This is a genomic window from Variovorax sp. J22G73, from assembly GCF_030317035.1.
Taxonomy (GTDB): domain Bacteria; phylum Pseudomonadota; class Gammaproteobacteria; order Burkholderiales; family Burkholderiaceae_C; genus Variovorax.
In genome coordinates, this window is sequence record NZ_JASZYK010000003.1 from 210,382 (window position 1) to 233,859 (window position 23,478).

21 protein-coding genes are annotated in these 23,478 nt (G+C 69.7%); 9 read left to right on the plus strand and 12 right to left on the minus strand.

Annotation, left to right across the window (positions count from 1 at the left end; all coding sequences use genetic code 11):
• Nucleotides 1-9: 9 nt before the first annotated feature.
• The 6 genes from QTI51_RS13575 to QTI51_RS13600 all read right to left on the minus strand — a co-directional run bounded on the left by QTI51_RS13575 (nt 10) and on the right by QTI51_RS13600 (nt 7,194).
• A complete protein-coding gene (locus tag QTI51_RS13575; RefSeq protein WP_286514220.1) occupies nt 10-1,506 on the minus strand; it encodes a PepSY-associated TM helix domain-containing protein in 1,497 nt (498 codons plus the stop codon).
• Between the two features lie 26 nt (nt 1,507-1,532).
• Entirely contained in the window at nt 1,533-1,814 is a 282-nt protein-coding gene (locus QTI51_RS13580) for a DUF3649 domain-containing protein (RefSeq protein WP_286514222.1), read from the minus strand.
• A complete protein-coding gene (locus QTI51_RS13585) occupies nt 1,814-4,288 on the minus strand; it encodes a TonB-dependent siderophore receptor (RefSeq protein ID WP_286514224.1) in 2,475 nt (824 codons plus the stop codon). Before QTI51_RS13585 ends, QTI51_RS13580 begins: the two co-directional genes overlap by 1 nt.
• Before the next feature lie 184 nt (nt 4,289-4,472).
• The gene (locus QTI51_RS13590; RefSeq protein WP_286514226.1) at nt 4,473-5,462 is read right to left on the minus strand and encodes a FecR domain-containing protein; all 990 of its coding nucleotides are present in this window, start codon (nt 5,460-5,462) and stop codon (nt 4,473-4,475) included.
• Nucleotides 5,463-5,483: 21 nt separating this feature from the next.
• Entirely contained in the window at nt 5,484-5,987 is a 504-nt protein-coding gene (locus QTI51_RS13595; protein ID WP_286514230.1) for a sigma-70 family RNA polymerase sigma factor, read from the minus strand.
• Between the two features lie 145 nt (nt 5,988-6,132).
• Complete coding sequence (locus QTI51_RS13600) at nt 6,133-7,194, minus strand: RNA methyltransferase (RefSeq protein WP_286514232.1); 1,062 nt, start codon at nt 7,192-7,194, stop codon at nt 6,133-6,135.
• Nucleotides 7,195-7,552: 358 nt separating this feature from the next.
• On the opposite strand from QTI51_RS13600, the gene QTI51_RS13605 reads away from it, so the two are divergent.
• From QTI51_RS13605 to QTI51_RS13625, 5 genes are all read left to right on the plus strand, one after another.
• The gene (locus tag QTI51_RS13605; RefSeq protein ID WP_116909945.1) at nt 7,553-7,834 is read left to right on the plus strand and encodes an iron uptake protein; all 282 of its coding nucleotides are present in this window, start codon (nt 7,553-7,555) and stop codon (nt 7,832-7,834) included.
• Nucleotides 7,835-7,885: 51 nt separating this feature from the next.
• The gene (locus tag QTI51_RS13610; RefSeq protein ID WP_286514236.1) at nt 7,886-9,583 is read left to right on the plus strand and encodes a PepSY-associated TM helix domain-containing protein; all 1,698 of its coding nucleotides are present in this window, start codon (nt 7,886-7,888) and stop codon (nt 9,581-9,583) included.
• Entirely contained in the window at nt 9,576-9,899 is a 324-nt protein-coding gene (locus tag QTI51_RS13615) for a DUF3325 domain-containing protein (RefSeq protein WP_286514238.1), read from the plus strand. The genes QTI51_RS13610 and QTI51_RS13615 overlap by 8 nt, the downstream gene beginning before the upstream one ends.
• Before the next feature lie 23 nt (nt 9,900-9,922).
• Complete coding sequence (locus QTI51_RS13620) at nt 9,923-10,684, plus strand: alpha/beta fold hydrolase (RefSeq protein WP_286514240.1); 762 nt, start codon at nt 9,923-9,925, stop codon at nt 10,682-10,684.
• A gap of 354 nt (nt 10,685-11,038) precedes the next feature.
• Complete coding sequence (locus QTI51_RS13625; protein WP_286515707.1) at nt 11,039-12,763, plus strand: OPT/YSL family transporter; 1,725 nt, start codon at nt 11,039-11,041, stop codon at nt 12,761-12,763.
• Nucleotides 12,764-12,781: 18 nt separating this feature from the next.
• On the opposite strand, the gene QTI51_RS13630 is transcribed toward QTI51_RS13625, so the two are convergent.
• Entirely contained in the window at nt 12,782-14,167 is a 1,386-nt protein-coding gene (locus tag QTI51_RS13630) for an MFS transporter (protein ID WP_116909941.1), read from the minus strand.
• A gap of 185 nt (nt 14,168-14,352) precedes the next feature.
• On the opposite strand from QTI51_RS13630, the gene QTI51_RS13635 reads away from it, so the two are divergent.
• Nucleotides 14,353-15,609: an MFS transporter gene (locus tag QTI51_RS13635; RefSeq protein ID WP_286514243.1), complete on the plus strand. Its 1,257-nt coding sequence runs from the start codon at nt 14,353-14,355 to the stop codon at nt 15,607-15,609.
• Between the two features lie 29 nt (nt 15,610-15,638).
• Here the strand turns inward: QTI51_RS13635 and QTI51_RS13640 are convergent, their stop codons facing one another.
• Both QTI51_RS13640 and argC read right to left on the minus strand, forming a co-directional pair.
• Nucleotides 15,639-16,157, minus strand: coding sequence for a bacteriohemerythrin (locus QTI51_RS13640; protein ID WP_286514245.1), 519 nt, complete (start codon nt 16,155-16,157; stop codon nt 15,639-15,641).
• 104 nt (nt 16,158-16,261) lie between these two features.
• Nucleotides 16,262-17,191, minus strand: a complete 930-nt coding sequence (argC, locus tag QTI51_RS13645) for an N-acetyl-gamma-glutamyl-phosphate reductase (RefSeq protein WP_286514247.1) — start codon at nt 17,189-17,191, stop codon at nt 16,262-16,264.
• Nucleotides 17,192-17,273: 82 nt separating this feature from the next.
• On the opposite strand from argC, the gene QTI51_RS13650 reads away from it, so the two are divergent.
• Nucleotides 17,274-18,167, plus strand: coding sequence for a LysR family transcriptional regulator (locus tag QTI51_RS13650; RefSeq protein WP_286514249.1), 894 nt, complete (start codon nt 17,274-17,276; stop codon nt 18,165-18,167).
• Nucleotides 18,168-18,195: 28 nt separating this feature from the next.
• On the opposite strand, the gene QTI51_RS13655 is transcribed toward QTI51_RS13650, so the two are convergent.
• On the minus strand, nt 18,196-18,570 hold the full coding sequence (locus QTI51_RS13655; protein WP_286514251.1) for a hypothetical protein: 375 nt from the start codon (nt 18,568-18,570) through the stop codon (nt 18,196-18,198).
• Nucleotides 18,571-18,691: 121 nt separating this feature from the next.
• Here QTI51_RS13655 and QTI51_RS13660 point away from each other — a divergent pair, with 121 nt between their 5' ends.
• Entirely contained in the window at nt 18,692-19,036 is a 345-nt protein-coding gene (locus QTI51_RS13660) for a hypothetical protein (protein ID WP_286547617.1), read from the plus strand.
• Between the two features lie 23 nt (nt 19,037-19,059).
• On the opposite strand, the gene QTI51_RS13665 is transcribed toward QTI51_RS13660, so the two are convergent.
• Nucleotides 19,060-19,662: a DJ-1/PfpI family protein gene (locus QTI51_RS13665; protein ID WP_286514256.1), complete on the minus strand. Its 603-nt coding sequence runs from the start codon at nt 19,660-19,662 to the stop codon at nt 19,060-19,062.
• Between the two features lie 90 nt (nt 19,663-19,752).
• On the opposite strand from QTI51_RS13665, the gene QTI51_RS13670 reads away from it, so the two are divergent.
• Nucleotides 19,753-21,099 carry an aminotransferase-like domain-containing protein gene (locus tag QTI51_RS13670; protein ID WP_286514257.1) on the plus strand — a complete coding sequence of 449 codons (1,347 nt, stop codon included), beginning with the start codon at nt 19,753-19,755 and terminating at the stop codon, nt 21,097-21,099.
• 79 nt (nt 21,100-21,178) lie between these two features.
• Here the strand turns inward: QTI51_RS13670 and katG are convergent, their stop codons facing one another.
• On the minus strand, nt 21,179-23,437 hold the full coding sequence (gene katG, locus QTI51_RS13675; RefSeq protein WP_286514259.1) for a catalase/peroxidase HPI: 2,259 nt from the start codon (nt 23,435-23,437) through the stop codon (nt 21,179-21,181).
• Between the last annotated feature and the right edge of the window lie 41 nt (nt 23,438-23,478).

A 23,478-nucleotide genomic window follows, 5' to 3' on the forward strand; every position in this document is an offset into this window, starting at 1 on the left:
CTCTCTCGGCTACCTGCGGCGCGCGAGCTTCAGTGCGACCGCCGCGAAGACGCCTGCCAGCACCACGAGCGTGAGTTCGAACGATGCGAACACGCCGTCCCCCGCGCGAAGGCTGGCGAGCAGGTCGCGGTCGCCAGCCAATGCACTCGCAAGCGGTAAGGCGGCCAGCAGCACGGCGGCGGCGGCGAAGTGCTCGACCCATGCGCGCCCGATGCGCCGCGCACATGCGTGCAGCAGCATCAACCCCCACGCGATGAAGAACAGGTGAACCTCCCACTCGCCGCGCGCCGCAAGGCCGGGCGGGAGCAGGCGGTTGCCCCACAGGAATGCCGCCATCGCCACCGGAAGGCCCGCGATGGCCGCGACGTTGAGCCGCTCCACCAGCCGCAGGCCGAAGGACGGCGTTTGCTCCACGGCCTGCCGCGCGCGCCGCTTCGCTGTCCACAGCACGAGCCCGGTCGCGACCATCGCCGCGCCGGTGAGGCTGGCGAAGAAGTACAGCCAGCGCGTCACCCCATCGGCAAAGCGCCCCACGTGCAGGCCGTACAGCACGCCGCGGGTTTCGGCGGCCGGGGCGGAGTGGTCTTTCACCTGCAACATCGCGCCGCTCGCGCCGTCGAACACCACATGGCGCGGGCTCACCGACACGCGCCCTGCGTCGCCGCGCACGACCGTCACGCGCGACGCGGCATCGCCGGGGTTGTCGACCAGCAGCCGCGCCACGCGGCCCGTGCCCCAGCGCCGCTCGGCCTCGCGCACCATCGCGCCCACGTCGGCGAGCGGCGCGGCGGTGCTGCTGGCCGCGCCCGCAGGCAGGAACGCCGTCATCTCGGCCCTCAGTGCCTGGCGCAGCTGCGCTGTTTGGAGCGCGCTGTCGGCGCCCCACGGCATGTACAGCGTCATGAGCGTGACGAGGCCGGTGTAGGTGATCATCAAATGAAAGGGCAGCGCGGCGACCGACAGCGCGTTGTGCGCGTCCAGCCACGAGCGCTGGCCCTTGCCGCGGCGGAAGGTGAAGAAGTTGGCGAAGATCTTCTTGTGCGTGATGACGCCGCTGACCAGCGCGACCAGCATGAACATCGTGGCCAGCCCCACCAGCCAGCGCCCGACCACCCGCGGGAGGTAGTGCAGCGAGAAGTGGAAGTAGTAGAAGAATTCGCCGCCGTAGGTCTCGCGCACGTGCACGGCGTGGCCGGTCAGCGGGTCGAGCATGGCCCTGCCGTCGTTGCCTCCGTTGCTGCGGATGTGCCACGAGGCGGCCACGACGTTCGTGCGTTCACCTGCCAGCTCGATCACCCATTGCGTCGCACCGGGCGCCAGCGCCTGCAGACCGGCAACCGCCTGCATCGCGCTGCGGGCCGCATCCGGCGGTTGCTTCAGCGCAGGTATCTCGGGCCGCATCCACTGCGAGAGCTCTTCGCGAAAGTAGCTCACCGCGCCGGTGAGGAACATCGCGTACAGCAGCCAGCCGAACAGCAGCCCGGTCCAGGTGTGAAGGCCGGCCATGGCCTGGCGAAGGCGTGGCGCACCGGTCACGCGGCAGCCCACACGCTGCACGCCGCCGCCAGCAGCGGCATCGCCACCACAGCCAGCCCCAGCCATGCGCGCCGCGCGGTGCGCGCGGCGAACACCCACACGACCGCGCCCGCGTACACGCCGAAGCTGGCCTGCATGCCCAGCAGCACGGCCTCGACCGTGCCGATGGGCAAGGCCAGCACGGCCACGCTGGTCAACGCGGCCAGCGCGTAGCCGCCGAACAGCGCGGCCACCATGCGCGACAGCAGCGCACCCCGGCCCCGGCGCGCCACCGCCATCAGAAGCGGTACAGCGCGCTCACGTTCGCGGTGCGCTCGGCGCTGCGGTAGCAGATGCTGCCGTTGCAATCCATCAGCGACTGCTTGTTCAGCAGGTTGTTGATGTTCAGCGAGAAGCGCCACGGGCCGCGGTCGAAGCCGAGCGCCAGGTCGACCAGCGTGATGCTGGGGTTGGTGATGCCGGCGTATTCCGTGTCCCATGCGGAGCGCGACTTGCCGAGGTAGCGCACGCCCAGCGCCGCGAAGGCGCGGGTGGCATCGCCCACCGGGAACGCGTATTTGCCCCACACCGACGCGCTGTGCTTGGGCGCGCTCATCAGCGGCAGGCCGAGGTCGCCGTCGTTGCTGCGCGTGATGCGCGTGTCCAGGTAGGTGTACTGGGCGATCAGGCTGAGGTTTTTGGTCAGCTCGGCACGCGCTTCGAGCTCGAGCCCGCGCGACCTGACCTCGCCGGTCTGGATCACCTCGCCGGGCGCCTGCGGCGCGGCGGTGGTCACGTTGCTGCGCACGATGTCGAACACCGAGGCGGTGTAGCTCAGGTTCTGTTCCTTGGGCTGGTAGCGCACGCCGGCCTCCACCTGGCGCCCCTTCGAGGGCTTGAGCGGGTCGCCGTTCAAGCTGTTGCCGATCTCGGGCGAGAACGAGGTCGCGTAGTTCACGTACGGCGCCCAGCCCGAATCGAACAGGTAGACCGCGCCCACGCGGCCGGTGGTGGCGCTGGCGGAGGTGTCGTAGTCGAGCGTGCTTTCACCGGCCTTCGGGAAAGTGCGAGTGCCCGAGGCGTCGGCCTTGTCGTGCCGCACGCCGGCGGTGACCACCCAGCGGTCCCACTTCACCTGGTCTTGGAGGTAGAGGCCGACCTGCTTGCTCGGCATGCGGTTCACGTACGGGTCGGCTGCGGGCGCGAGCGGCTGGTGGGTGTATACCGGCGCGAACAGGTTCATGGGCGCGAGCAGTGGGCGGTCGTACGGAAACTCGTCGGTGATGCGCGACTTGGCATAGTCCACGCCCGCCAGCAGCGTGTGCGACAGCGGCCCGGTGTCGACGCGGGCCTGCACGCGCGTGTCCACGAGCAGGCCCTTCCAGTGCGTTTCGCGCGGGGAGAAGCTGCGGTTGAGCGTGTAGCCGTCGGCACGCAGGCCGCGCGGGAACACGTTGGTCTCGGAGCGGTCGAGTTCGCTGTAGCGCATGCTCTGCTGCACCGACCAGGTGTCGTCGAAGCGGTGCTCGAACTCGTAGCCCAGCATCTTGTTGTCGCGGCGCCAGCGGTTGTCGTAGCCGCCGATGTTCACGCTCGGGTTCGGCTGGCCGAACACGCCGGGCTGCTGCAGCTGGTTCTGCCAGGCGTAGGCCTGGTTGTCCTTCTGGTAGCGCCCGAGCAGCGTCAGCTTGGTGTCGGCGCTGGGCTGCCAGGTGAGCGCGGGCGCGATGAAGAGGCGGTCGTCGCGATCGTTGTCCAGCCGGGTGCCCGAGTCGCGGCCCAGCACGGTGAGTCGGTAGGTCCATTCGTTCTGGCTGTCGAGCGCGCCGCCGATGTCGGCCTTCAGCTGCTTGCGGCCGTAGGTGCCGTACTCGATGCCGACTTCGCGCAGGGTGTCGGCCGTCGGCCGCTTGCTCACGGCGTTGACCATGCCGCCCGGCGGCATCTTTCCGTAGAGCACCGAGGCGGGGCCGCGCAGCACTTCGAGCCGCTCCAGGCCATAGGGCTCGATGGGTGCCGCGTAGGAGCGCCCGGAGGTGAGCAGCCCGTCCATGAAGACGCCCGCGGTGCCCAGCTCGAAGCCGCGCAGCAGCGAGAACTCGTCGACCGCCCAGGGCTTCAGGTTGGGCGTGACGCCGGCGGTGTAGCGCAGTGCTTCGTCGAGCGTCTCGGCCTTGCGGTCGCCGATTTCGTCGGCAGTGATCACCGAGACCGACTGCGGGTTCTCGATCAGGGCGGTGTCGGTCTTGGTGGCCGTGGCGCTGCGTCGGGCGACATAGCCGTTGACGCGGCTGGTGGGCGTCTCGCGCTCGGTGGCGGCGGTGACGGTCACAGGCGACAGCGTGGCGGCGTCGTTGGTGCCACCCGTGCTGCCTATGCCGTTGCGCACCGGTGCGCCGGCCTTGCGCAGCGCATACGCGCCGCCGCCCTGGCCGACCGCCTCGTAGCCGCTGCCGCGCAGCACCTGCTCGAAGCCTTCCTGCGGCGTGTAGCGCCCGCGCAGTCCGTCGCTGCGCAGGCCGGCGAGCATGCCGGGCTCGAAGACCAACTGCACGCCCGTGGCGGCGGCGTACTGGGCCAGCACGTCGGCAAGCGTGCCGCCGGCAATGGCGTACTGGCGTGGGGCCTGGGCCGTGGGCTCCGCGGCAAAGGCGGGCGCGGCTACCAGCGCGCAGGCTGGCGCTGCGATCAACGCCGCGCGAATGGCCGTGGTGGTGAGCGCGAGCGCGAACCCGTCGATGCGCCGGTGCCGGCGTGCCTGCTGCGATGTCATGTGTCTGCGTCCTTGGAGGTCTGTGAGAGCGGTGGTGCGCATCGGCGTCGATGCGTCATTCCCCCTGTCACCGGACGAGACGGAAAAAGTGATCACCTCCCTGCGGATTTTTTTCTCGGACTGCCATGGGGCGCTCCATGCGCCGTCCTCGAGCGCCGAGCCGCGTCTACCGCGTCTACCGCATCTACCGCGGCGCCACCGTCACCCAGTAGCGGGTCGCCTGCTCGATGCGCAGCGGCAGCGAGCGCGCCAGCAGCGCCAGGCCGGCGTCGGTGTCGGCCAGCGACACGGCGCCCGACACGCGCAGCTCGGCCACCGCCGGGTCGCAGCGCAGCACGCCGCTGCGGTAGCGGCTCATTTCGGCCACCACGTCGGCCAGGCGCATGTTGCGCGCGAGCAGCATGCCCTGCTCCCAGAGCGCGGCGCTGTTGTCGACCGCGACCTCGGAGCGGATGCGCGCCGCCTCGAAGTCGGCCTGCTGGCCGGCCCGCAGGAGGTGCGAGGCGCCGTCCAGCGCACGAATCTCGACGGCGTGCTCGAACACCGCGACGCGCGTGGTCTGGTCGTCGAGGCGGCGCACGCTGAAACGCGTGCCCAGCGCCCGCACGGTGCCCTGCGGCGTCTGCACCAGGAACGGCCTGTAGGTGGGGGAGGGGTCGGCGTGCGTGGTGACGAGGATCTCGCCGGCCTGCAGCCGGATGTGCCTTTGCGCAGCGGTGAACGCGATGTCCACCGCGCTCGCGGTGTTCAGCACCAGGCGCGAGCCGTCGGCCAGCGTCATCGACCTGCGCTCGCCGGTCGCGGTGGCCACGTCGGCGCTCCACTCGCGCCAGGGCATGTGGCGCCATGCGAGCCAGCCGGCCGGCGCGGCGATCAGCAGCGCGCCCAGCATGCCCATGCTTCGGCGGCGAGTGGGGCGTTGCAGGGCCTGGAAGGCGTCCTTGCCGATGCCCGCGGGCACCTGGGCGAACACGCCCAGCAGCGCCTCGGCGCGCGCCCAGGCCTCGGCATGCGCGGGGCTCTGCTGGCGCCAGCGGTTGACGTTGGCCTGCGCTTTCTGGGCGTCGTCGCCGTAGCGCAGAGTCAGCATCCAGTCGGCGGCTTCGCTCAGCAGCGCGGGGTCGAGCGCTGTGCGGGGAGCGCCGTGCGCCTGCAGCGGCTGCGGAGTGTTCATTTTGGGGGGGCGGCCTGCCGCTCAGGCGACGGACATGCAGGCGACCAGCGCCTTGTGGATATGGCGGCGCACAGTGATCACCGGCATCGCCATGCGCTCGGAAATCTGCTGCAGCGTGAGCTCGTCGAACTGCGCCAGCAGGAACACCTGCCGCGTGCGCGCCGGAAGGCTGGCCAGCATGGCCTCGATGTGCAACAGCGATTCGATGATGAGCAGGCGCGCCTCCGGCGAAGGCGCCTCGGGCTCGCTCAGGTGAGCCACCGCCTCGAGGTAGGCGCGCTCCACCTCGCGCCGGCGCCAGTGGTCGGCCACCAGGCCCTTGGCGACGTGGGTGAGGAACGCGCGCGGCTCGTCGCCGAGGTTGGCGGTGCGCGAAGACACCATCAGCCGCACGAAGGTGTCGTGCGCCAGGTCGGCCGCGTCGCAGGCGTCGCCCAGGCGGCGGCGCAGCCAGCCGAGCAACCAGCCGTGGTGGTCGCTGTACAGGGCTTCGATGGGCGAGGCGGGGGAGCTGGCCGCGGGCATTGAGAACGGTTCTGGGGGAGGAATGTGGCGCGACGAATGCGAACCGTTCGCAATTGTATTGGTTAATTAGTGTTGCCGTGTCGCCTCAAATGTTGATCAGCAAAGTCAATGTGCGGCCGCGCCCGCGCCGTCTCTCAGCTCGCAGTCACACAGCCGAAGGCGGCCCAACGCTCGTTCTGCCCGTCGCGTCCCGCTGGAAACGCACCTGCACCTCGGCCGCGCGCGCCCTCAGCTGCCCGCAGCCGCCATCGACGTCCTGTCCGGCCGAGTTGCGCAGCTTCGTGAGAATGCCGCGCTCGTGCAGCGTGCGCGCCATCTGCTCGCAGCGCTCCCACGACGGTCGGCTGAAAGCCACGCCGTCCACCGCGTTGAAGGGAATCATGTTCAGCACGCCGTACTTGCCGGACAGCAGCCGCACGATGCCCTCGACCTCGTCCGGCCCGTCGTTGACGCCTTCGAGCAGCGTCCACTGGTACTGGATGGGGTAGCCCGTGGCGCGCGCATAGCGCTCGCCCGCGGCCACCACCTCCTCGGGCGACATATTGGGTGCGCGCGGCAGCAGCGTCTTGCGCAGCGCGGCCTTGGTGGTGTGCAGCGACAGGGCCAGCGCGGGCCGCACGCGCTCCTGCAGCAGCCGCTCGAATACGCGCGGGTCGCCCACGGTGGAGAACACCAGGTTCTTGTGGCCCACGTTGCCCACCGTGCCCAGCAGGTCGATCGCCTCGACCACGTTGTCCAAGTTGTGGGCCGGCTCGCCCATGCCCATGAACACCACCTTGCGCACCGGCCGGCGCGCGCGCGCGAGCGCGACCTGCGCAATGATCTCGGCGCTGCCCACCTGGCGCAGCAGGCCGTCGCGTCCCGTCATGCAGAACTGGCAACCGACGGCGCAACCCACCTGCGACGACACGCACAGGCCGTCGCGCGGCAGCAGCACGCTTTCCACGGTCTGGCCGTCGGCCAGGGCGACCAGCAGCCGCTCGGAGCCGTCGGCGCCAGGGTGCACGGCGTGGATGCGCGCCAGCCCCGCCAGCTCGGCCTCGATGGCCGGCAGCGCCTCCATCAGCGACGATGGAAAGAAGGTGCCCGGCAGGCGGCGGCCGCTGTCGCGCGGCAGCGCGTGCGACCACAGCCGAAGAATGCGCTGCTCGTGGCTGGGGCCGGCGCCGGCGTCGCGCAGGCGTTGTTTCAGTTCGTGGATTCGCATGCGCTGCCGAAGGGCATCAAGGCCTGGAGGCTGGGGGATCGGGGGAGGGGAGTGGGCGATTGTGCACGCCGACGTCGGCGTGAGGGCGCGTTTACATGCGATTCGTTCTCATCTGGCTCCTATAATGCCGCGCTCTCCACGACATCGCGCCACCAACAACAGGCCGCCGCCACACCTCGCCAGAAGGCCGGGATCCGTGTGCCGGCACACCCAGAAACCGCGCGTGCGCCGAAGACCGACGGCATAGCGCCGCATGAACCTGCCAGGGACCACGGTCTCTGGCCCGATCCGGGAGAACGAAATCTATGATGCCGCGCATGCCGCTTTCCAGCCCGCGCCCCTTCGCCGCGCGCAGCCCATGACCGCCGTTCGCATTGCCCTTCGCATTGCCGCCGGCATGCTCGGCGGCTACGCCTTCACCTGGGGTTTCATCGCCCTGGCCATCGGCCTGCTGTTCGCCGCGCGCATGGAGTTCCACGACGCCGAAGCCCTGGGCTACATCGTGGGCTTCATCGTTTTCCTGGTCGCGTTCCTGTGGGCCTTCGCGGCGCGCAGCCTGTTGCGCGTGTGGCTCGTGCTGGCCGGCGGAGGCGCGCTCATGGCGGCTGCCGCGTGGCTGGTGCAGCGCGCGCTGCTCTGAACAGCCGCATCGCAAGAACTGCTGACCGAGCGCCCAAGGAGATCATTTTCCGTGTTCCAGAACTTCCGCCTCTCGATGGCCTGGCTTCATACGTGGTTCGGCCTGGTGCTGGGCTTCGTGCTGATGGTCGTCTTCTTCTTCGGCTCGCTGTCGGTGTTCGACCGCGAGATCGACCGCTGGGCGATTCCCGAATCGCGCTTCGCGCCGCAGCCCATGCCGTCCTTCGACAAGATGCTGCTGCCCGTGTTCCAGGACATGAAGCCCACGCCGCAGAGCATCGAGCAGGCCCGCGGGCGCGTGAACGGCCCCATGGCCGAGCGCTTTCCGGTGGTGAAGAACTGGGCCGCGTACACCACGCACCGCGACCCCGTGCTCAGCCTGTTCTCCAGCTACGAGCTGCCCAACGCGAAAGACCCGGAAGACGGCGTGTTCGGCGCGCGCACCATCGACCCGCGCAGCGGCAAGTCGCTGCCCGACGACCACCTGAAGATCGGCAGCCAGTTCTTCTACCCGCTGCACTACAGCCTGCAGCTGGAGTGGATGAACCTGGGCTACTTCATCGTCGGCTTCGCCGCGCTCGTGATGCTGGTGGCGCTGGTCAGCGGCGTGGTGATGCACCGCAAGATCTTTCGCGAGCTCTTCACCTTCCGCCCGAAGAAGCACACGCAGCGCAGCACGCTCGACCTGCACAACCTCACGGGCGTGGTGGCGCTGCCCTTTCATTTCATCTTCGCGTTCTCGGGGCTGGTGATTTTCGGGAGCATCTACTTTCCGATCACCGAGACGCAGCTGCATCCGCTGCACGAGATGCATGAGAAGCACGAGGCGCTGGAAACCGGCCTGCCGCACGACCGCGCCGGCACGCCCGCGCCGCTCGCGTCGGTGGACGCCATGGTCGCCGAGGCCAAGCGCCGCTGGGCCGCGAAGGACATGGCGGGCGACGTGGGCCTGCTCAATGTGCAGCACGTGGGCGACGCCAACAGCTATGTGAGCGTGTACCGCGCCGGCACCGACCGCATCGCGCTCACGGGCGAAGGCATTCACTTCAAGGCGTCGACCGGCGAGGTGCTGCGCGAAGACCCGCCGCTCACGCCCGTGGCCAGCGTCAACACCTTCCTGACCGGCCTGCACCTGCAGCACTTTCGGCATTGGCTGCTGCGGTGGCTGTATGTGTTGGGCGGGTTGTCGGGCTGCGTGTGCATTGCCACGGGCTTCATCTTCTTCGTGGAAAAGCGCAAGCGCCAGCACGCCAAGCAGGGGCGCAGCGGCGCGCGCTGGGTCGATGCCTTCGCGGTGTCCACCGTGACGGGCATGCTCGTCGCCGCGCTGGCCATGCTGATCGCCAACCGCCTGCTGCCGGGCGACCTGCCCGCGCGCGGCGACTGGGAGCGCTACATCTTCTGGGGCGCTTGGGTGCTGGCCTTTGCGCACGGCATCTGGAGAACGTCGGACGTGGCGCAGGCGCGCATCGCGCCCGCATGGGCCGAGCAGTGCGTGGCCGTGGCCGTCATGGCGGTGGCCGCGGTGTTGCTGAACTGGGTGACCACGGGCGACCACCTGCTGCGCACCGTGGGCGCGGGCTACTGGCCGGTGGCCGGCGTCGACCTGTTCATGCTCGCAAGCGCGGCACTGGCGCTGATGGCCGCGCGCAAGCTGCGCCGCCGTGCCGGCGCCCCGGTGGTAGCGGCCGTGTTTCGGCCAGCGCCGGCGCAAGCGGTGGTGGCCGCGGGGGAGGACGCCCGTGCCTGACGCGCTGCTGCTCCTGCTGGCCGTCGTGGCCAACATCGCCGGCCTGGGCTGGCTGGCCCTGGCCATGGACGTGCATTGGGAACAGGCGCGCGGCCCCGTACCGGCCACGCGCGGCACGGTGCGGCTGCTGCGTGTGCTGGGCGTGTCGGGCCTGGCGGCATCGCTGCTGCTGTGCCTGCGCGTGGACCATGCGTCGATGGCCACGCTGGTGTGGTTCATGACGCTGGCCGGCGCCGCGCTGGCCATCGCGTTCACCGCGACCTGGCGCGCACGCTGGCTGGGCCTGCTGGTGGCCTGGGTCCGGCCGGCCGGCTGATTGCTTGAAACGAAGGGGTTGACATGCACATCGAACAAGGCGGCCAAGGCCCCGACCTGCTCCTGCTGCTGCACGGCATGGGCGCGACAGGCTCCGTGTGGTCGCCCCTGCTGGCCGAGGCCGACGTGCGCTGGCCCGGCCGCTGGCTCGCGCTCGACCTGCCGGGGCATGGCCGGTCGGCGCCGCAAGACAGCTACGCCATCGGCCAGCTCGCCGCGAGCGTCGCGCGCGCGGTGCTGCCGCATGCCGACGCCTCGGGCCGGCTCGTGGTGCTCGGCCATTCGCTGGGCGGGGTGATCGCGCTGGCACTGGCCACGGGCTGGTTCGGCGTCGCGCCGCACCGGGTCTTCGGCGCCGGCATCAAGGCCGCGTGGAGCGACGACGAGCTGCGTCGCATGGAGGCGCTGGCATCGCAGCCCGCGAAAAAGTTCGCCACCGAAGACGAAGCGTGGGACCGCTACCTGAAGGTCTCCGGCCTGGCGCCGCTCGTGAACATCGCGGGTGCGGCGTCGACGCTCGCGTTGCGCGGCGTCGCCCAGGAGGCCGATGGCTGGCGCCTCGCGATGGACCCGCGCGCCAACGCCGTCGGCAAGCCGCCGCTGTCCGAGCTGATGAGCGTGGCACGTTGCCCCGTTCACCTCGGCCGCGGCGGGCACGACGCGCTGGTCACCATGGAGCAGACCCGCGCGCTCGATGCCGACGCCACGGAGCTCGGGCCGCACGGCCACAACGTGATGGTCGAGGCGCCCGCGCGGGTGTGGGACTGGGTGAGTTCTTTCGACTGAATCGGCTGAGCCAGCGAAGGCGGCTGCAGCTGCCGTAGTCGCGCGCCACCGGCTGTTCGGTATCGTTTCACGGAACTCCCGCACAGACTTCACTGCGACTTCACCTGCGTGGCAGACACTGCCTCTCGACAGCGGTTCGGCGCTGGTAGAGGCCAGGGAGAAAAAAACCGCTCAGGGAAACCGCCTCGATGCCGACCGCTGTCACTCTTCATTTCGCTTCTCGTTGCTGCACCGTGCAGGCCCATTGACCGGGCCTCGCCACACCTCATAGCACCAGATGGCATCGCCATGGCCCGGGCCTTGCAACGCATGCCGCTGCAAGGCAACGCGCGCTGGTGCGCGATCATCCGCTTCATGAACCCCCCACCGCACGGCCCCCGCTGGCGCTGGTTGCCCTTCGAAGGCAGCTGGCGCTACCACCTGCTCCTGGCGACCCTGGGCATGTTCGTGCTGGGGCCGCTGGCGGGCGTGACCGCGGCCTACATGAACCTGTCGCTGGGCTTCTTCGTCGGCGGGCAGGTGCTCGCGGGGCTGCTCGGCTCCGTGGTCACCGCTGGCTACGGCGCCAGCGGCCGGCACGGCGCCAACTACATCCAGACGGCGGCCGCCTCGGTGGCCAGCATGAGCGGCATGGGCGTGCTGCTGCAGGCCATGGCGTGGATGGGCCTGCCCCAGCCGCCGGCCTGGCAGATGGCGCTGTACCTGGCCTGCATCGGCATGTTCGGCGTGGGCGTGGGCATGCTCTACACGCCCGTGCTGGTGGACCGCATGCGGCTGGCGTTTCCGTCGGGGCTGGCGGTGGCCAACATCCTTCGCGCGCTGACCGACCCCGCGCTGCTGCGCCGCTCGGTGCGGCAATTGGGCAGCGGCGTGGGCCTTGGGCTGGCGGCGGGGCTTGCCGCGGCGCGCTTGCCGGTGCTGGGCGCCATCGGCCTGTCTGCATCGACCTTCGGCGCCGGGCTGGTCATCGGTGCGCGCATCGGCATTCCGGCGGTGACGGGCGGCCTGGCCGGCGTGGCGCTGCAGCCGTACTTCGTGTCCATCGGCTGGCTGCAGGCGGGCGACCCGCCGCGCAAGATCATGTTCCTCATCGCCCTGGGCACGATCATGGGCGCCGCCGTGGTGGACATGGCGTGGATCTTCGCGCAGGCGCTGCGGCGCTGGCGACACCGCGATCCGCAGGGCGCGGCCGATGCCGCGCAGCCGCCCGCCAACGCCCTTCGCCTGGTGCTGTGGGTCATGTTCTGGGCGGGCGCCACCGTGGCGTGCGGCCACTGGCTGCTGGGGCAGCCCGTGTTCTTCCTGGTGGCCGCGGTGGCGCTGGTGTTCGTCTTCGCGCTGGTCAACGGCATCTCGGTGGGCGTGAGCGACGCCAACCCGATCTCCTCGGCCTTCGTCGTCACCATCGTCATCCTGGCTTTCATGGGGCTGCGCGACGCGGGCGTGGGCCTGCTGGCCGGCGCGGTGCTGCTGGTGGCCACCGGCGTGGCCTGCGACATGCAGCAAGACCGCTCCACCGGCTGGCGGCTGGGCACGTCGCGCGCGGTGCAGTTCCGCTACCAGGTGCTGGGCGTCGTCATGGGCGCCGTGCTGGCGGTGGTGTTCGCGCGGCTGTTCATGGCGGCCTACCCCGTGCTGCTGCAGGACCAGACGGTGATGCGCGCCGACCGGCAGCCCGCCGAATGGAGCTCGGCCATGACCTACAAGTTCGTCGGCGTGCTGCGCAGCCTGACGCACGACCTGCCGTTCCAGCGCACGGCCATCGGCGTGGGCGTGGCCGCGGGCCTGGCGATCGAGCTGCTGCGCAAGTGGCTGCGCCCGCGCAGCTTCGTGCTCGACGCCATCGTGCTGCCGTCGCCCTATGCGCTGTCGTTCGGCGGCTTCGTCAGCCTGCCGACCTCGCTGTGGCTGGGCGCGGGCGGCGTGGCGGGGAGCGTGTGGTCGGCGCGCGCGCCTGCCCGAAATGATGCGCCGCAAGACATGAACAGCGCCTCGCTGTTCGGCGGCGGGCTGATCGCGGGGGACGCGCTGGCGGCGGTGGGGCTCGGCGTTGCCAGCCTGCTGGCGATGGTGACCTGAGCGCCTGCCTTTTTCGCTTCAGCGCAAGCCCGCGCCCTCGTCCTTCGCGAGCTTGGTGAACGACAGCAGCGACAGCAAGGTCATCGCGCCCACCACGCCGAAGGCCGGCGAAAAATCCGCTGCTGTCAGCTGGCCCGCGCCACTGCCGTTCCACCACGCCGCCAGCGTGACCAGCGAGGCCCCCAGCGTCACGCCCAGGCTCAGCGACAGCTGCTGCGCCATGCTGTTCAGCGTGGCCGCATGGCTCATGCGGGGCTTGGAAATCTGCGAGAAGCCCAGCGTTTGCAGCGACACCATCGCCATCGAGTTCACCAGCCCGCCGAACAGCAGCGTGACGAAGATCTGCAGGTGCGGCGTGCTCGGCTTGAAGTAGCCGTAGCTCAGGTAGCACAGGCTCGTGAGGCAGGTGGCGCCCACCAGCAGCGAGCGGAAGCCGACCGTGCGGATCGCCTTGGCCATCACCGTGCGCGTGGCCAGCGAGCCCAGCGCCGTGGCCATCGTGAGCGTGCCCGAGGCCAGCGGCGACAGCCCGAAGCCCAGCTGCAGCATCAGCGGCATCAGGAACGGCGAGGCACCGATCGCAATGCGCAGCGGCGTGCCGCCGATGATGGACGCGCGGTACGTCGAGTGCCGAAGAATGCCCAGGTCGATCAGCGGGTTGGCCTTGTGGCGGCTGCGCAGGTGATACACCAGCGACGCCAGCGCACCGAAGCCCGCCATCGCCCAGATGGCCGGCACCGGCAGCAGCGCCTTGCCCACCAGCTCCAGGCTCCCCAGCAGCGCGGTGAGCCCCACCGCCAGCAGCACGAAGCCTTCGACATCGAAGGGCGCGGGCGCGCGGTCTTCCGGCGTGTCGTTGATGAAGCGCAGCGCACCCGCAATCGCCAGCAGGCCGAAGGGAATGTTGATCAGAAAAATCCACCGCCACGACGCCAGCGTGACGATGGCTCCGCCGAACAGCGGCCCGGCCAGCCGGCCGAACGCAGGCGGCACCGTGAACCACACCATGGCCGACACCATCTGCGCCGCAGGCACGCTGCGCAGCAGGATGAGCCGGCCCACCGGCAGCATCATGGCGCCGCCCAGCCCCTGCAGCACGCGGAACGCCACCAGCTGCGGCAGCGTCTGCGCGGCGCCGCACAAGGTCGAGCCCAGCGAGAAGAACGCGACCGCCACGCAGAACACCCGTCTGGCGCCGAAGCGCTCGGCCAGCCAGCCGCTCACGGGCAGGAACACGGCCAGGCTCAGCAGGTACGAGGTGATCGCGAGGTTCAGGTGCAGCACGCTCACGTCGAGCGCGTTGGCGATGGTCGGCAAGGCGGTGGCCATCACCGAGGTGTCGAGGTTCTGCAGGAAGAGGGGAGACGCGACGATGAGGGGAACGATGCGATGGCGGGACGGCATGGGCCGCATTGTCCGGGAGGCGAATTAGGCGAGCCTCGGCGGTGGTTGACGCACGCCGCGCGTCGCGTTTATAGTCGCCGCCGCAGCGCGCAATGCGCTGTCGTAGGCGTTACCGTCATCCAACGCGTCCTTTGTCGAGTGGATCCCAGCAGGGAGTACTCGATCACTCAAGACGCGCCTGTGGCATGACATCACATTCATCTCCCGTTTCCGATTCCGTTTCCGTTTCCGTTCGTTCTTCCGCGACGGCCTTTGCGCAGAACCCTGCGACGACCCCTTCGACGACCTCCGCCTTCGCGGGCCTCGCGCCCGTGGTGCTCGCGGTGTTCCTGGGCTTTCTCGCCATCAGCGTTCCCTTGGCGGCCCTGGCCCTCGAGGTGCGCGACCACCTGGGCTTCGGTGCGCTCACCGTGGGCTGGGTCGTCGGTGCGCAGGCACTGGCCACCTTGCTCACGCGCCACCAGTCGGGCACGCTGTGCGACCAGCGCGGGCCGCGCGCCGCCGTGCTGCTCGGCCTGCCGCTGACGGCCTGCTCGGGCATCGCCTATGCGCTGGCCAGCGCGCTGCCCATCGACCCTGTGGCCAAGCTCGCCGTGCTGCTCGTCGGGCGGCTGGTGGCGGGGCTCGGCGAGAGCCTGTTCCTCACCGGCCTCATGAGCTGGGGCATCGCGCGCGTGGGCCCTGCGCGCACCGGCAAGGTCATGTCGTGGACGGGCATTGCCATCTACGCCGCCCTCGGGCTGGGCGCATCGCTGGGGCTCGTCGTGCAGTCGGCGTACGGCTTCGCCGGCGTGGGCGCGCTCGCGGTGCTCACGCCGATGGTGGCCTGGGCCATCGCCCTCAAGCTGCCCGCGGTTGCAGCCTCGGGCGGGCAACGCGTGCCGTTCCACCGCGTGCTCGGCCTCATCTGGCGACCGGGCCTGGTGCTGGCGCTGGCGACCGTGCCCTATGCCGCGATGGCCGCCTTCTTTACGCTGAACTACGCGGCACACGGCTGGTCGCACGCCGGCACCGCGCTGCTGGGCTTCGGTGCCGCCTACGTGTTCGTGCGGCTGGTCGGCTCGGGCCTGCCCGACCGCTTCGGTGCCACGAAGGTGGCGGTGGGTTCGCTGGTCTTCGAGGCCGTGGGGCAGCTGCTGATCTGGTGCGCTCCCGCGCCGGGCATGGCCGTGCTGGGCGCGACGCTGAGCGGCCTCGGCTTCTCCCTCGTGTTCCCGGCGATGGGCGTCATCGCCACTCGCGCCGTGCCGCCGGAGCAGCGCGGCCGCGCGGTCGGCAACTTCATCGCCTTCGCCGACATCGCGATGGGCGTGACCGGGCCGGTAGTCGGCTTCGCGACGCAGTGGCTGGGCATTTCGACGGCGTTTCTCGTGGGTGCCGGCGCGACCTGCGCGGCCTTGTGCCTGCTGCCTTCGCTGCGGCTCGGCGGCAGCCGCGGCTAGCGCACCTGTGCACCCGCGGACCTCCGCGGTCAGGCCCCCGCGCCGAACAGCCGCTTCAGCCAGCCCTGCTTGGCATGGTTATCGGTGCGGCCCTGCTGCAGTTCCTTGCGCACCTGCGCCTTCACGAGCCGCTCCGCCGACGATTCGGTTGCTTGCAGGTGCGCCTTCACGGTGGCGACGTAGCCACCGTCTTCATGGCGAATGTGGTTGAACAACCACCGCGAGAGCATGCCGTGCAGCTCGGCCAGCACGTCTTCGCCGCGCTCGAAGCGCGCGCGAAATTCCACGGCGCGGCGCACGAAGATCTCGTGGACCTTGCGGTGCGGCGTTGAAAACGGATAGCCCGCGTCCTCGAGCATCGCTTCTTCGAAGGCGAAGTGCGAGGCGGTGTAGTCGATCGTTTCCTCGATGATCCGGCCGACGGCTTTCTGGTCGTTCGCGAGCCGTGCATCGTCGAGCGCATTGATGTAGTGGACGATGCGTTGATGCTGAGCATCGATTTCATGGATGCCGGTGTTGAGTTCGGACTTCCATACGAGATGCGCCATTTGTCTGGACCGGGTTGCTGCGGAAGACGGCAGTATCGGCAGGCCCGGCCGCCCGCCGGTTGACCTGCATCAAGCGAACGCGACGCGGCCGCGTCGCTTCGAACTCACGGCGCGGGCCGTGTGTCGCCGAGCATCAAACGCAGGTTCTGCACCGCCGCGCCCGCGGCCCCCTTGCCCAGGTTGTCGAGCACCGCGCTCAGCACGATCTGCCCCGTGCGTTCGTTGCAAGCCACGCCCAGGCTCATGTCGTTCGTGCCGTTGTGAATTTGCGGGTCCAGCTCGGTCAGCGGCGTGGCGGGCGACATCGGCAGCACATGCACGTGCGCCGCGTCGCGGTAGTGATGCGAAAGGCATTCATGGATGCGCGCGCCCGATGCGTCCGCGGCAAGCAGCCGCGCGTGCAGCCCGATGGTCAGCACGATGCCCTGCCTGTAACTGGCGTAGGCCGGCACGAACAGGGGCCGCTGCGTCAAGCCGGCGTAGGCCTCGATTTCCGCCACGTGCTTGTGCTCGAGGGCCAGGCCATAGACCGTCAGCGAATGCCCGCCCGCCGCCGCCTCGTGCGCCTCCGCACCGGCGCGGCCCTGGCCCGAATAGCCCGACACCGCATGGATGACCAGCGGGTAGTCCGCGGGCAGCAGGCCCGCGTCCGTCAACGGCCGCAGCAGCGCGACCGCCGCGGTGGGATAGCAGCCCGGGTTGGTGACGCGCGATGCCGAGGCAATGCGTTCGCCTTGCCGCGCATCGAGCTCCGGCAGGCCGTAGACCCACCCCGGGCTGGTGCGGTGCGCCGAGCTGGCGTCGATGACGCGCACCGCGGGGTTCTCGATCATGGCCACCGCGTCGCGCGCGGCGGCGTCGGGCAGGCAGAGGATGGCGATGTCGCTCGCGTTGAGCGCGTCGCGCCGCGCGGCCGCGTCCTTGCGCAGGTGGGTGGGCAAGGTGCGAATGCGAAAGTCGCTGCCCCGCAGCCGGTTCTGCAGGTCGAGGCCGGTAGTGCCTTGGTCGCCGTCGATGAAGATGTTGAGGTCCATGGAGCGCGATGGTAGGCACGTGGCCTCGATGGCTCCAGCTAAATATATGCAAGCCCGGATTAAGAAAAGTTAAATTAGCGCCATGCGTGAACTCAGCCTCGACCATCTGCGCACCCTTGTCGCCATTGCCGATCTCGGCTCCCTGGCCAATGCCGCGCGCGCCCTTCACCTTGCGGCGCCGACCGTCACCGTGCAGATTGCGGAACTCGAGTCGCGCCTGGGCGGCCAGCTGCTCGTTCGCGGACGCGGGCCCGCGCAGGCGACCGCCTTGGGAGAGCGCTTCATCGCGCGCGCCCGCAGGCTGCTGGCCGACGCGGACGACGCCGTGGAAGACGTTCGCCGCCAGCTCGCCGGCCAGACCGGCCGCGTGCGGGTGGGCGCGTCGACAGGCGCCATCGCGCACCTGTTGCCGCCCGCGCTGGAGCGCCTGGCCCGCAACCATCCGGGCATCGACGTGAACGTGCAGGTGCTGACCTCCAACGACAGCATGGCGCGGCTCGCCGCGGGCAGCCTCGACCTGGCGGTCGTGGCGCTGCCGCAGGCGCCGGTGCGCGGCGTGCACGTCACGCCCTTGCGGCGCGAGGCCGTCGTCGCCTTCCTGCCGGCGGACTGGAAGGCGCCCCGGCGGCTCACGCCGCAGTGGCTGGCCGAGCGCCCGTTGATCATGAACGACGCGTCTACGCGCCTTTACCGGTTGACCGCGGAATGGTTCTCCGCCGCGGGCGTGCATTGCCGGCCGCGCATCGAGCTCAACTACAACGACGCGATCCGCACGCTGGTCGCCGCGGGCTACGGCGCGGCGCTGCTGCCCGAGGAATCGCACGAGCCCGCGCGCGACCCGCGCATCGCCGTGCGACCGCTGAGCCCGGCGCTGTGGCGCCAGCTCGGCCTTGCGGTGAGCGACCGGGGCGCCAGCGGGCCGACGCGTTTCGTTCTCGACGCCTTGCTGCCTGTGAAGGCGTCTGCTTCTTCGTGAGTCGGCGCGGCGCAGCGCCGGCGTTTGCTCAGGGCGCGGACAGGTGCCCGTTCCACGGCAGGAACAGGTAGCCGTTCGACACCTCCTGCAGCGCGGACTGCACGTCGATCAGCGTGTTGATTTCGTCGAGCGCCTCGTCGAGGTCGTCGATGGCAATCTCGAAGCGCGCGTCCAGCGTGCGCATCGCGGCTTCGTCGGGTGTGCCGGTGCCGATCTCTATGGCCTCCGCCTGCACGTGCGGCGCGGTCGACAGGCGGATGCGAAAAGGCTGCGAGCCTTCGGTGCTCGCAAACAGCAGGCCGGGCTCCTGCGAAACATCGAGGCCGTAGTCTTGCAGCGAGGCTGCCGCGGCCTCCAGGTCGCAAGTGCCCGCGCGAAAGAAAACCATGCAGACTTGGGTCATGCGAACGTCCCTCCTGGCTTGGAAAATCGTTCGCCAATGTAGCCCACGCAAGCCGCCGTATTGCCTGATATCGCCTGAAAACCCCATGCCTCTCCATCGCCTTTTGCCTTCCCTGTTGCTCGTGGCAGCAATGCATGCCGTCGGCGCCACGGGCATCGAAGACATGCGCTCCAACGACGCGATTCACGGCCTCTACGAAATACGTGAGTCGGCCCGCGAGTTCGTCGCGCGCGAGAACGGCAAGGCCGGCAACGCGTGGGAAGTCGGCGAGCCGAACCTCAAGGTGCTGGTGCCCCGATGCGCTGTTCCATTGAAGGCGCGCTGGGACACCATCCGCTGGTCTTCGACGGGCAAGGGCGGTGAAGCGGTGCCGCATGAGCGCCGCGTGATTTCAGTGGTGTGCACGCAGGCGGTGAAGCCTTCGCAGAAGTGGGACGTGCACGTGCCGGTGGTGCAACGCAAATAGGTTGGCTGTTCAGCCGGGTTGTCTCACTTCGGCAGGTACGGCGTGATGTTCTTCAAGGCATTGGCCACGTAGGGCTCTTTCTCGCCGACAGGCGCCACGTAATGCAGCGCCGCGCTCGCGGCCTCGAGCCCTTCGGTGCGCGCGATGATCCACGCGGCCAGGTACGGCGCGGCGAAGCAGCCGCCCGCCGTCGCGACGTTGCCCTGTGCATAGAAGGGCTGGTTCAGCACTTCCACGCCGGCCTCCTGCACCCAGGGCTTGGTGGTGAGGTCGGTGCACGCCGGCACATTGCCCACGAGGCCGAGCTTGGCCAGGATCAAGGTGCCGGAGCATTGGGCTGCGATCAACTGGCGCGCCGGGTCCAGCGACAGGCGCGCCATCAGCGCGGGGTCGGCGACGACCTCGCGCGTCTTGACGCCGCTGCCGACGACCACGGCATCGGCCGAGCGCGCTTCTTCAAGCAGCGATTGCGCATGCACGGTCACGCCGTTCATCGACGTGACCTGCGGCGTCGGGCAGCACAGCGTCACGCGCCAGCCAGGCTTCTTGATGCGGTTGAGCACGCCGAGCGCGATGAGCGAGTCGAGTTCGTTGAAGCCGTCGAAGGTGAGGATGGCGATGTGCATGGTGTTCGTGGGGCGGCCATTGGAATAGGTGGCGCCATCGTAGGCATATCGATCAATACAATCAAAAAATTGTCATGAATACACTTCGCCATGGCTGAAGCCCGCTACAAGCCACTCGTCGACCAACTCGCCGCTGAAATCCGCGAGGGCCGCCTGCCGCCCGGCACCCGTTTGCCCACGCACCGCCGCCTGGCCGAGCGCCATGGCTTGGCGCTGGTGACGGCGTCGCGTGTCTACGCGGAACTCGAGGCGATGGGTCTTGTCAGCGGCGAGGTCGGCCGTGGCACCTTCGTTCGCGAAACGGCGCTGTCCGCGCGCCAGGGCGTCGACCAGCAAGCGGTGGCGGCGGGCCTGGTCGACCTGAACTTCAACTACCCCTCGCTCCCCGGCCAGGCCGACCTGCTGCGTGGCGCCTTGCGCCAGCTCGCCGCCGGTGGCGAACTGGAAGCGATGCTGCGCTACGCGCCCCACGGCGGGCGCCTGCACGAGCGCGCCTGCGTGGCGCGACACCTTGCATCGCGTGGGCTCGAGGTGCAGCCACCCCGAGTGCTGCTGGTGGATGGCGCGCAGCACGGCCTGGCAATCACGGCGATGGCGCTGCTGAAACCGGGCGACGTGGTCGCGGTCGATGCGCTGACCTATCCGGGCTTCAAGGTGCTCGCCGAGGCGAATCGGCTCGAACTGGCACCCGTGCCCGCATCGGGCCAGGGCCCCGACCTCGACGCGCTGGAGCGGCTGTGCGCCAAGCGCCGCGTGAAGGCCATCTACGCGATGCCGACACTGCACAACCCGCTGGGCTGGGTGATGAGCGAAAGCCGGCGCCGCCGGCTGGTCGCGATCGCGCGGCGGCATGGGCTGCTCATCATCGAGGACGCGGCCTACGCCTTCCTGGCGGACGACCCGAGCAAGGGGCCGCCGCCACCGCTGGCTGCGCTGGCACCGGAGACCACGGTGTATGTGTCGGGCCTGTCCAAAAGCGTGGCGACCGGGTTGCGCGTGGGCTTCGTGGTGGCGCCCGACGCCTGGGTGCCGAAGCTCGAACGCGCGATACGCGCCACGACGTGGTGCACCCCCGGCGTGACGACGGCCATCGCCTGCCTGTGGCTCGAAGACGGCACGGTGGAGCGGCTGGAGGCGCAGAAGCGGCAGGACGCGATGCAGCGACAGGCCATCGCCACCCATGCGCTCGCCGGGCTGCGATGCGTGCGCCATCCGGCGTCGTACTTCGTGTGGCTGCCGCTGCCGGAAGAAACGCGCGCCGACCTGGTGACGGCGGCGCTGGTGCGCGAAGGCGTGTCGGTGGCCACGGCCGAGCCGTTCGCCACGTCGGCGCACGTGCCGCGTGCGCTGCGCCTGGCGCTGGGCTCCGTGGGGCTGGAGAACCTGCGCAGCGCGTTGGAAACGGTGCGGCGGGTGGTGGAGGCGCAGTCTTGCTGAGCGCCTGCTGATCACTGCAGAGCGAGTGATGTTCGCCGGGTGCTGCGCTGCAGCCCGGCGAACATCCACTCACTCAAGCTCAGGCGAGGTCGAACCTGTCGAGGTTCATCACCTTGGTCCAGGCCGCCACGAAGTCGGCGACGAACTTCTCTTGCGCGTCGGCACCGGCGTACACCTCGGCAATGGCGCGCAGTTGCGCGTTCGAGCCGAACACCAGGTCGGCGCGCGTGCCGGTCCACTTGAGCGCGCCCGACTTGCGGTCGCGCCCTTCGTACTGCTCGTTGCCGCCCGCGGCCGGCTTCCATTCCGTGCCCATGTCCAGCAGGTTGACGAAGAAGTCGTTGCTCAGCGCGCCGGGCTTGCCGGTGAGCACGCCGTGCTTCGAGCCGCCCACGTTGGCACCGAGCACGCGCAAGCCGCCGACCAGCACGGTCAGCTCGGGCGCGGTCAGCGTCAGCAGTTGCGCGCGGTCGATCAGCAGCACCTCGGCCGGCACGCTGAAGCGGGCGCGCGTGTAGTTGCGGAAGCCGTCCGCGGCCGGCTCCAGCGGCGCGAACGAGGGCACGTCGGTCTGCGCTTGCGAGGCGTCGGTGCGCCCGGGCGAGAAGGGCACCTTCACTTCGCGGCCCGCGTTGCGCGCGGCCTGTTCCACGGCGGCGCCACCGGCCAGCACGATCAGGTCGGCCAGCGAGATCTTCTTGCCGCCGGCCTGCGCGCCGTTGAACTCGCCGCGGATGCCTTCGAGCACCTGCAGCACGTTGGCCAGTTGCGCCGGCTCGTTCACTGCCCAGTCCTTTTGCGGTGCCAGGCGAATGCGTGCGCCGTTGGCGCCACCGCGCTTGTCGGAGCCACGGAAGGTCGATGCCGAGGCCCATGCCGTGGCAATGAACTGCGCAGGCGCGATGCCGGAGGCCAGCACCTTCTTGCCCAGCGCCGCGACGTCCTGCGCATCGACCAGTGCGTGGTCGACCGCCGGAATCGGGTCTTGCCAGATGAGTTCTTCGGCCGGCACCTCAGGGCCGAGGTAGCGCACGCGCGGACCCATGTCGCGGTGCGTGAGCTTGAACCAGGCGCGCGAGAAAGCGTCGGCGAACTGGTCGGGGTTCTCGAGGAAGCGGCGCGAAATTTTCTCGTAGGCCGGATCGATGCGCAGCGACAGGTCGGTCGTGAGCATGGTCGGCGCGTGGCGCTTCGACGGATCGTGCGCGTCGGGAATGGTGCCCGCACCGGCGCCGCCCTTGGCCACCCACTGGTGCGCGCCGGCGGGGCTCTTGGTGAGCTCCCATTCGAAGTTGAAGAGGTTCTCGAAGAAGTTGTTGCTCCATTGCGTGGGCGTGGTGGTCCACGTCACTTCGAGGCCGCTGGTGATGGTGTCGCCGCCCTTGCCGGAGCCGAAGCTGTTCTTCCAGCCGATGCCCTGGTCTTCGATGCCGGCGGCTTCGGGTTCGTGCGCCACGTGTGAGGCGGGTGCCGCGCCGTGCGTCTTGCCGAAGGTGTGGCCGCCCGCGATGAGCGCCACGGTTTCCTCGTCGTCCATGGCCATGCGCGCGAAGGTGTCGCGAATGTCGCGTGCCGCGGCCAGCGGGTCGGGCTTGCCGTCCGGGCCTTCGGGGTTCACGTAGATCAGGCCCATCTGCACGGCGGCCAGCGGGTTCTCCAGGTCGCGCGTGTGCGGCACCTGGCTGTCGTCGTCCTTCACCAGCACGGCGTGGTTTTCCTCGACGCCCGGCGAGCCTTGCGCGTAACGCACGTCGCCGCCGAGCCAGGTCTTCTCACGGCCCCAGTACACGTCCTGGTCGGGTTCCCACACGTCGGCACGTCCGCCCGCGAAGCCGAAGGTCTTGAAGCCCATGGTCTCCAGCGCCACGTTGCCCGTGAGAATCAACAGGTCGGCCCAGGAGATGTTGCGGCCGTACTTCTGCTTGATGGGCCACAGCAGGCGGCGCGCCTTGTCCAGGCTCACGTTGTCGGGCCAGCTGTTCAGTGGCGCGAAGCGCTGCTGGCCGCGGCCGGCACCGCCGCGGCCGTCGCCGATGCGGTAGGTGCCCGCGCTGTGCCATGCCATGCGGATGAACAGCGGGCCGTAATGGCCGAAGTCCGCCGGCCACCAGTCTTGCGAGTCGGTCATCAACGCAGCGAGGTCTTTCTTGACCGCGGCGAGGTCCAGGCTCTTGAAGGCGGCGGCGTAGTCGAAGTCCTTGTCCATGGGGTCGGACTTGGTGGAGTGCTGGTGCAGCAGGTCGACGCGCAACTGTTGCGGCCACCAATCGCGGTTGGTGGTGCCGGCGCCTGCGGCCTGGCTGAAGGGACACTTGGCTTCGGTCTTTTCACTGCTCATGTGGAACTCCTGTTTTTGCTGCGAGGGGAGCGCAAATTCTC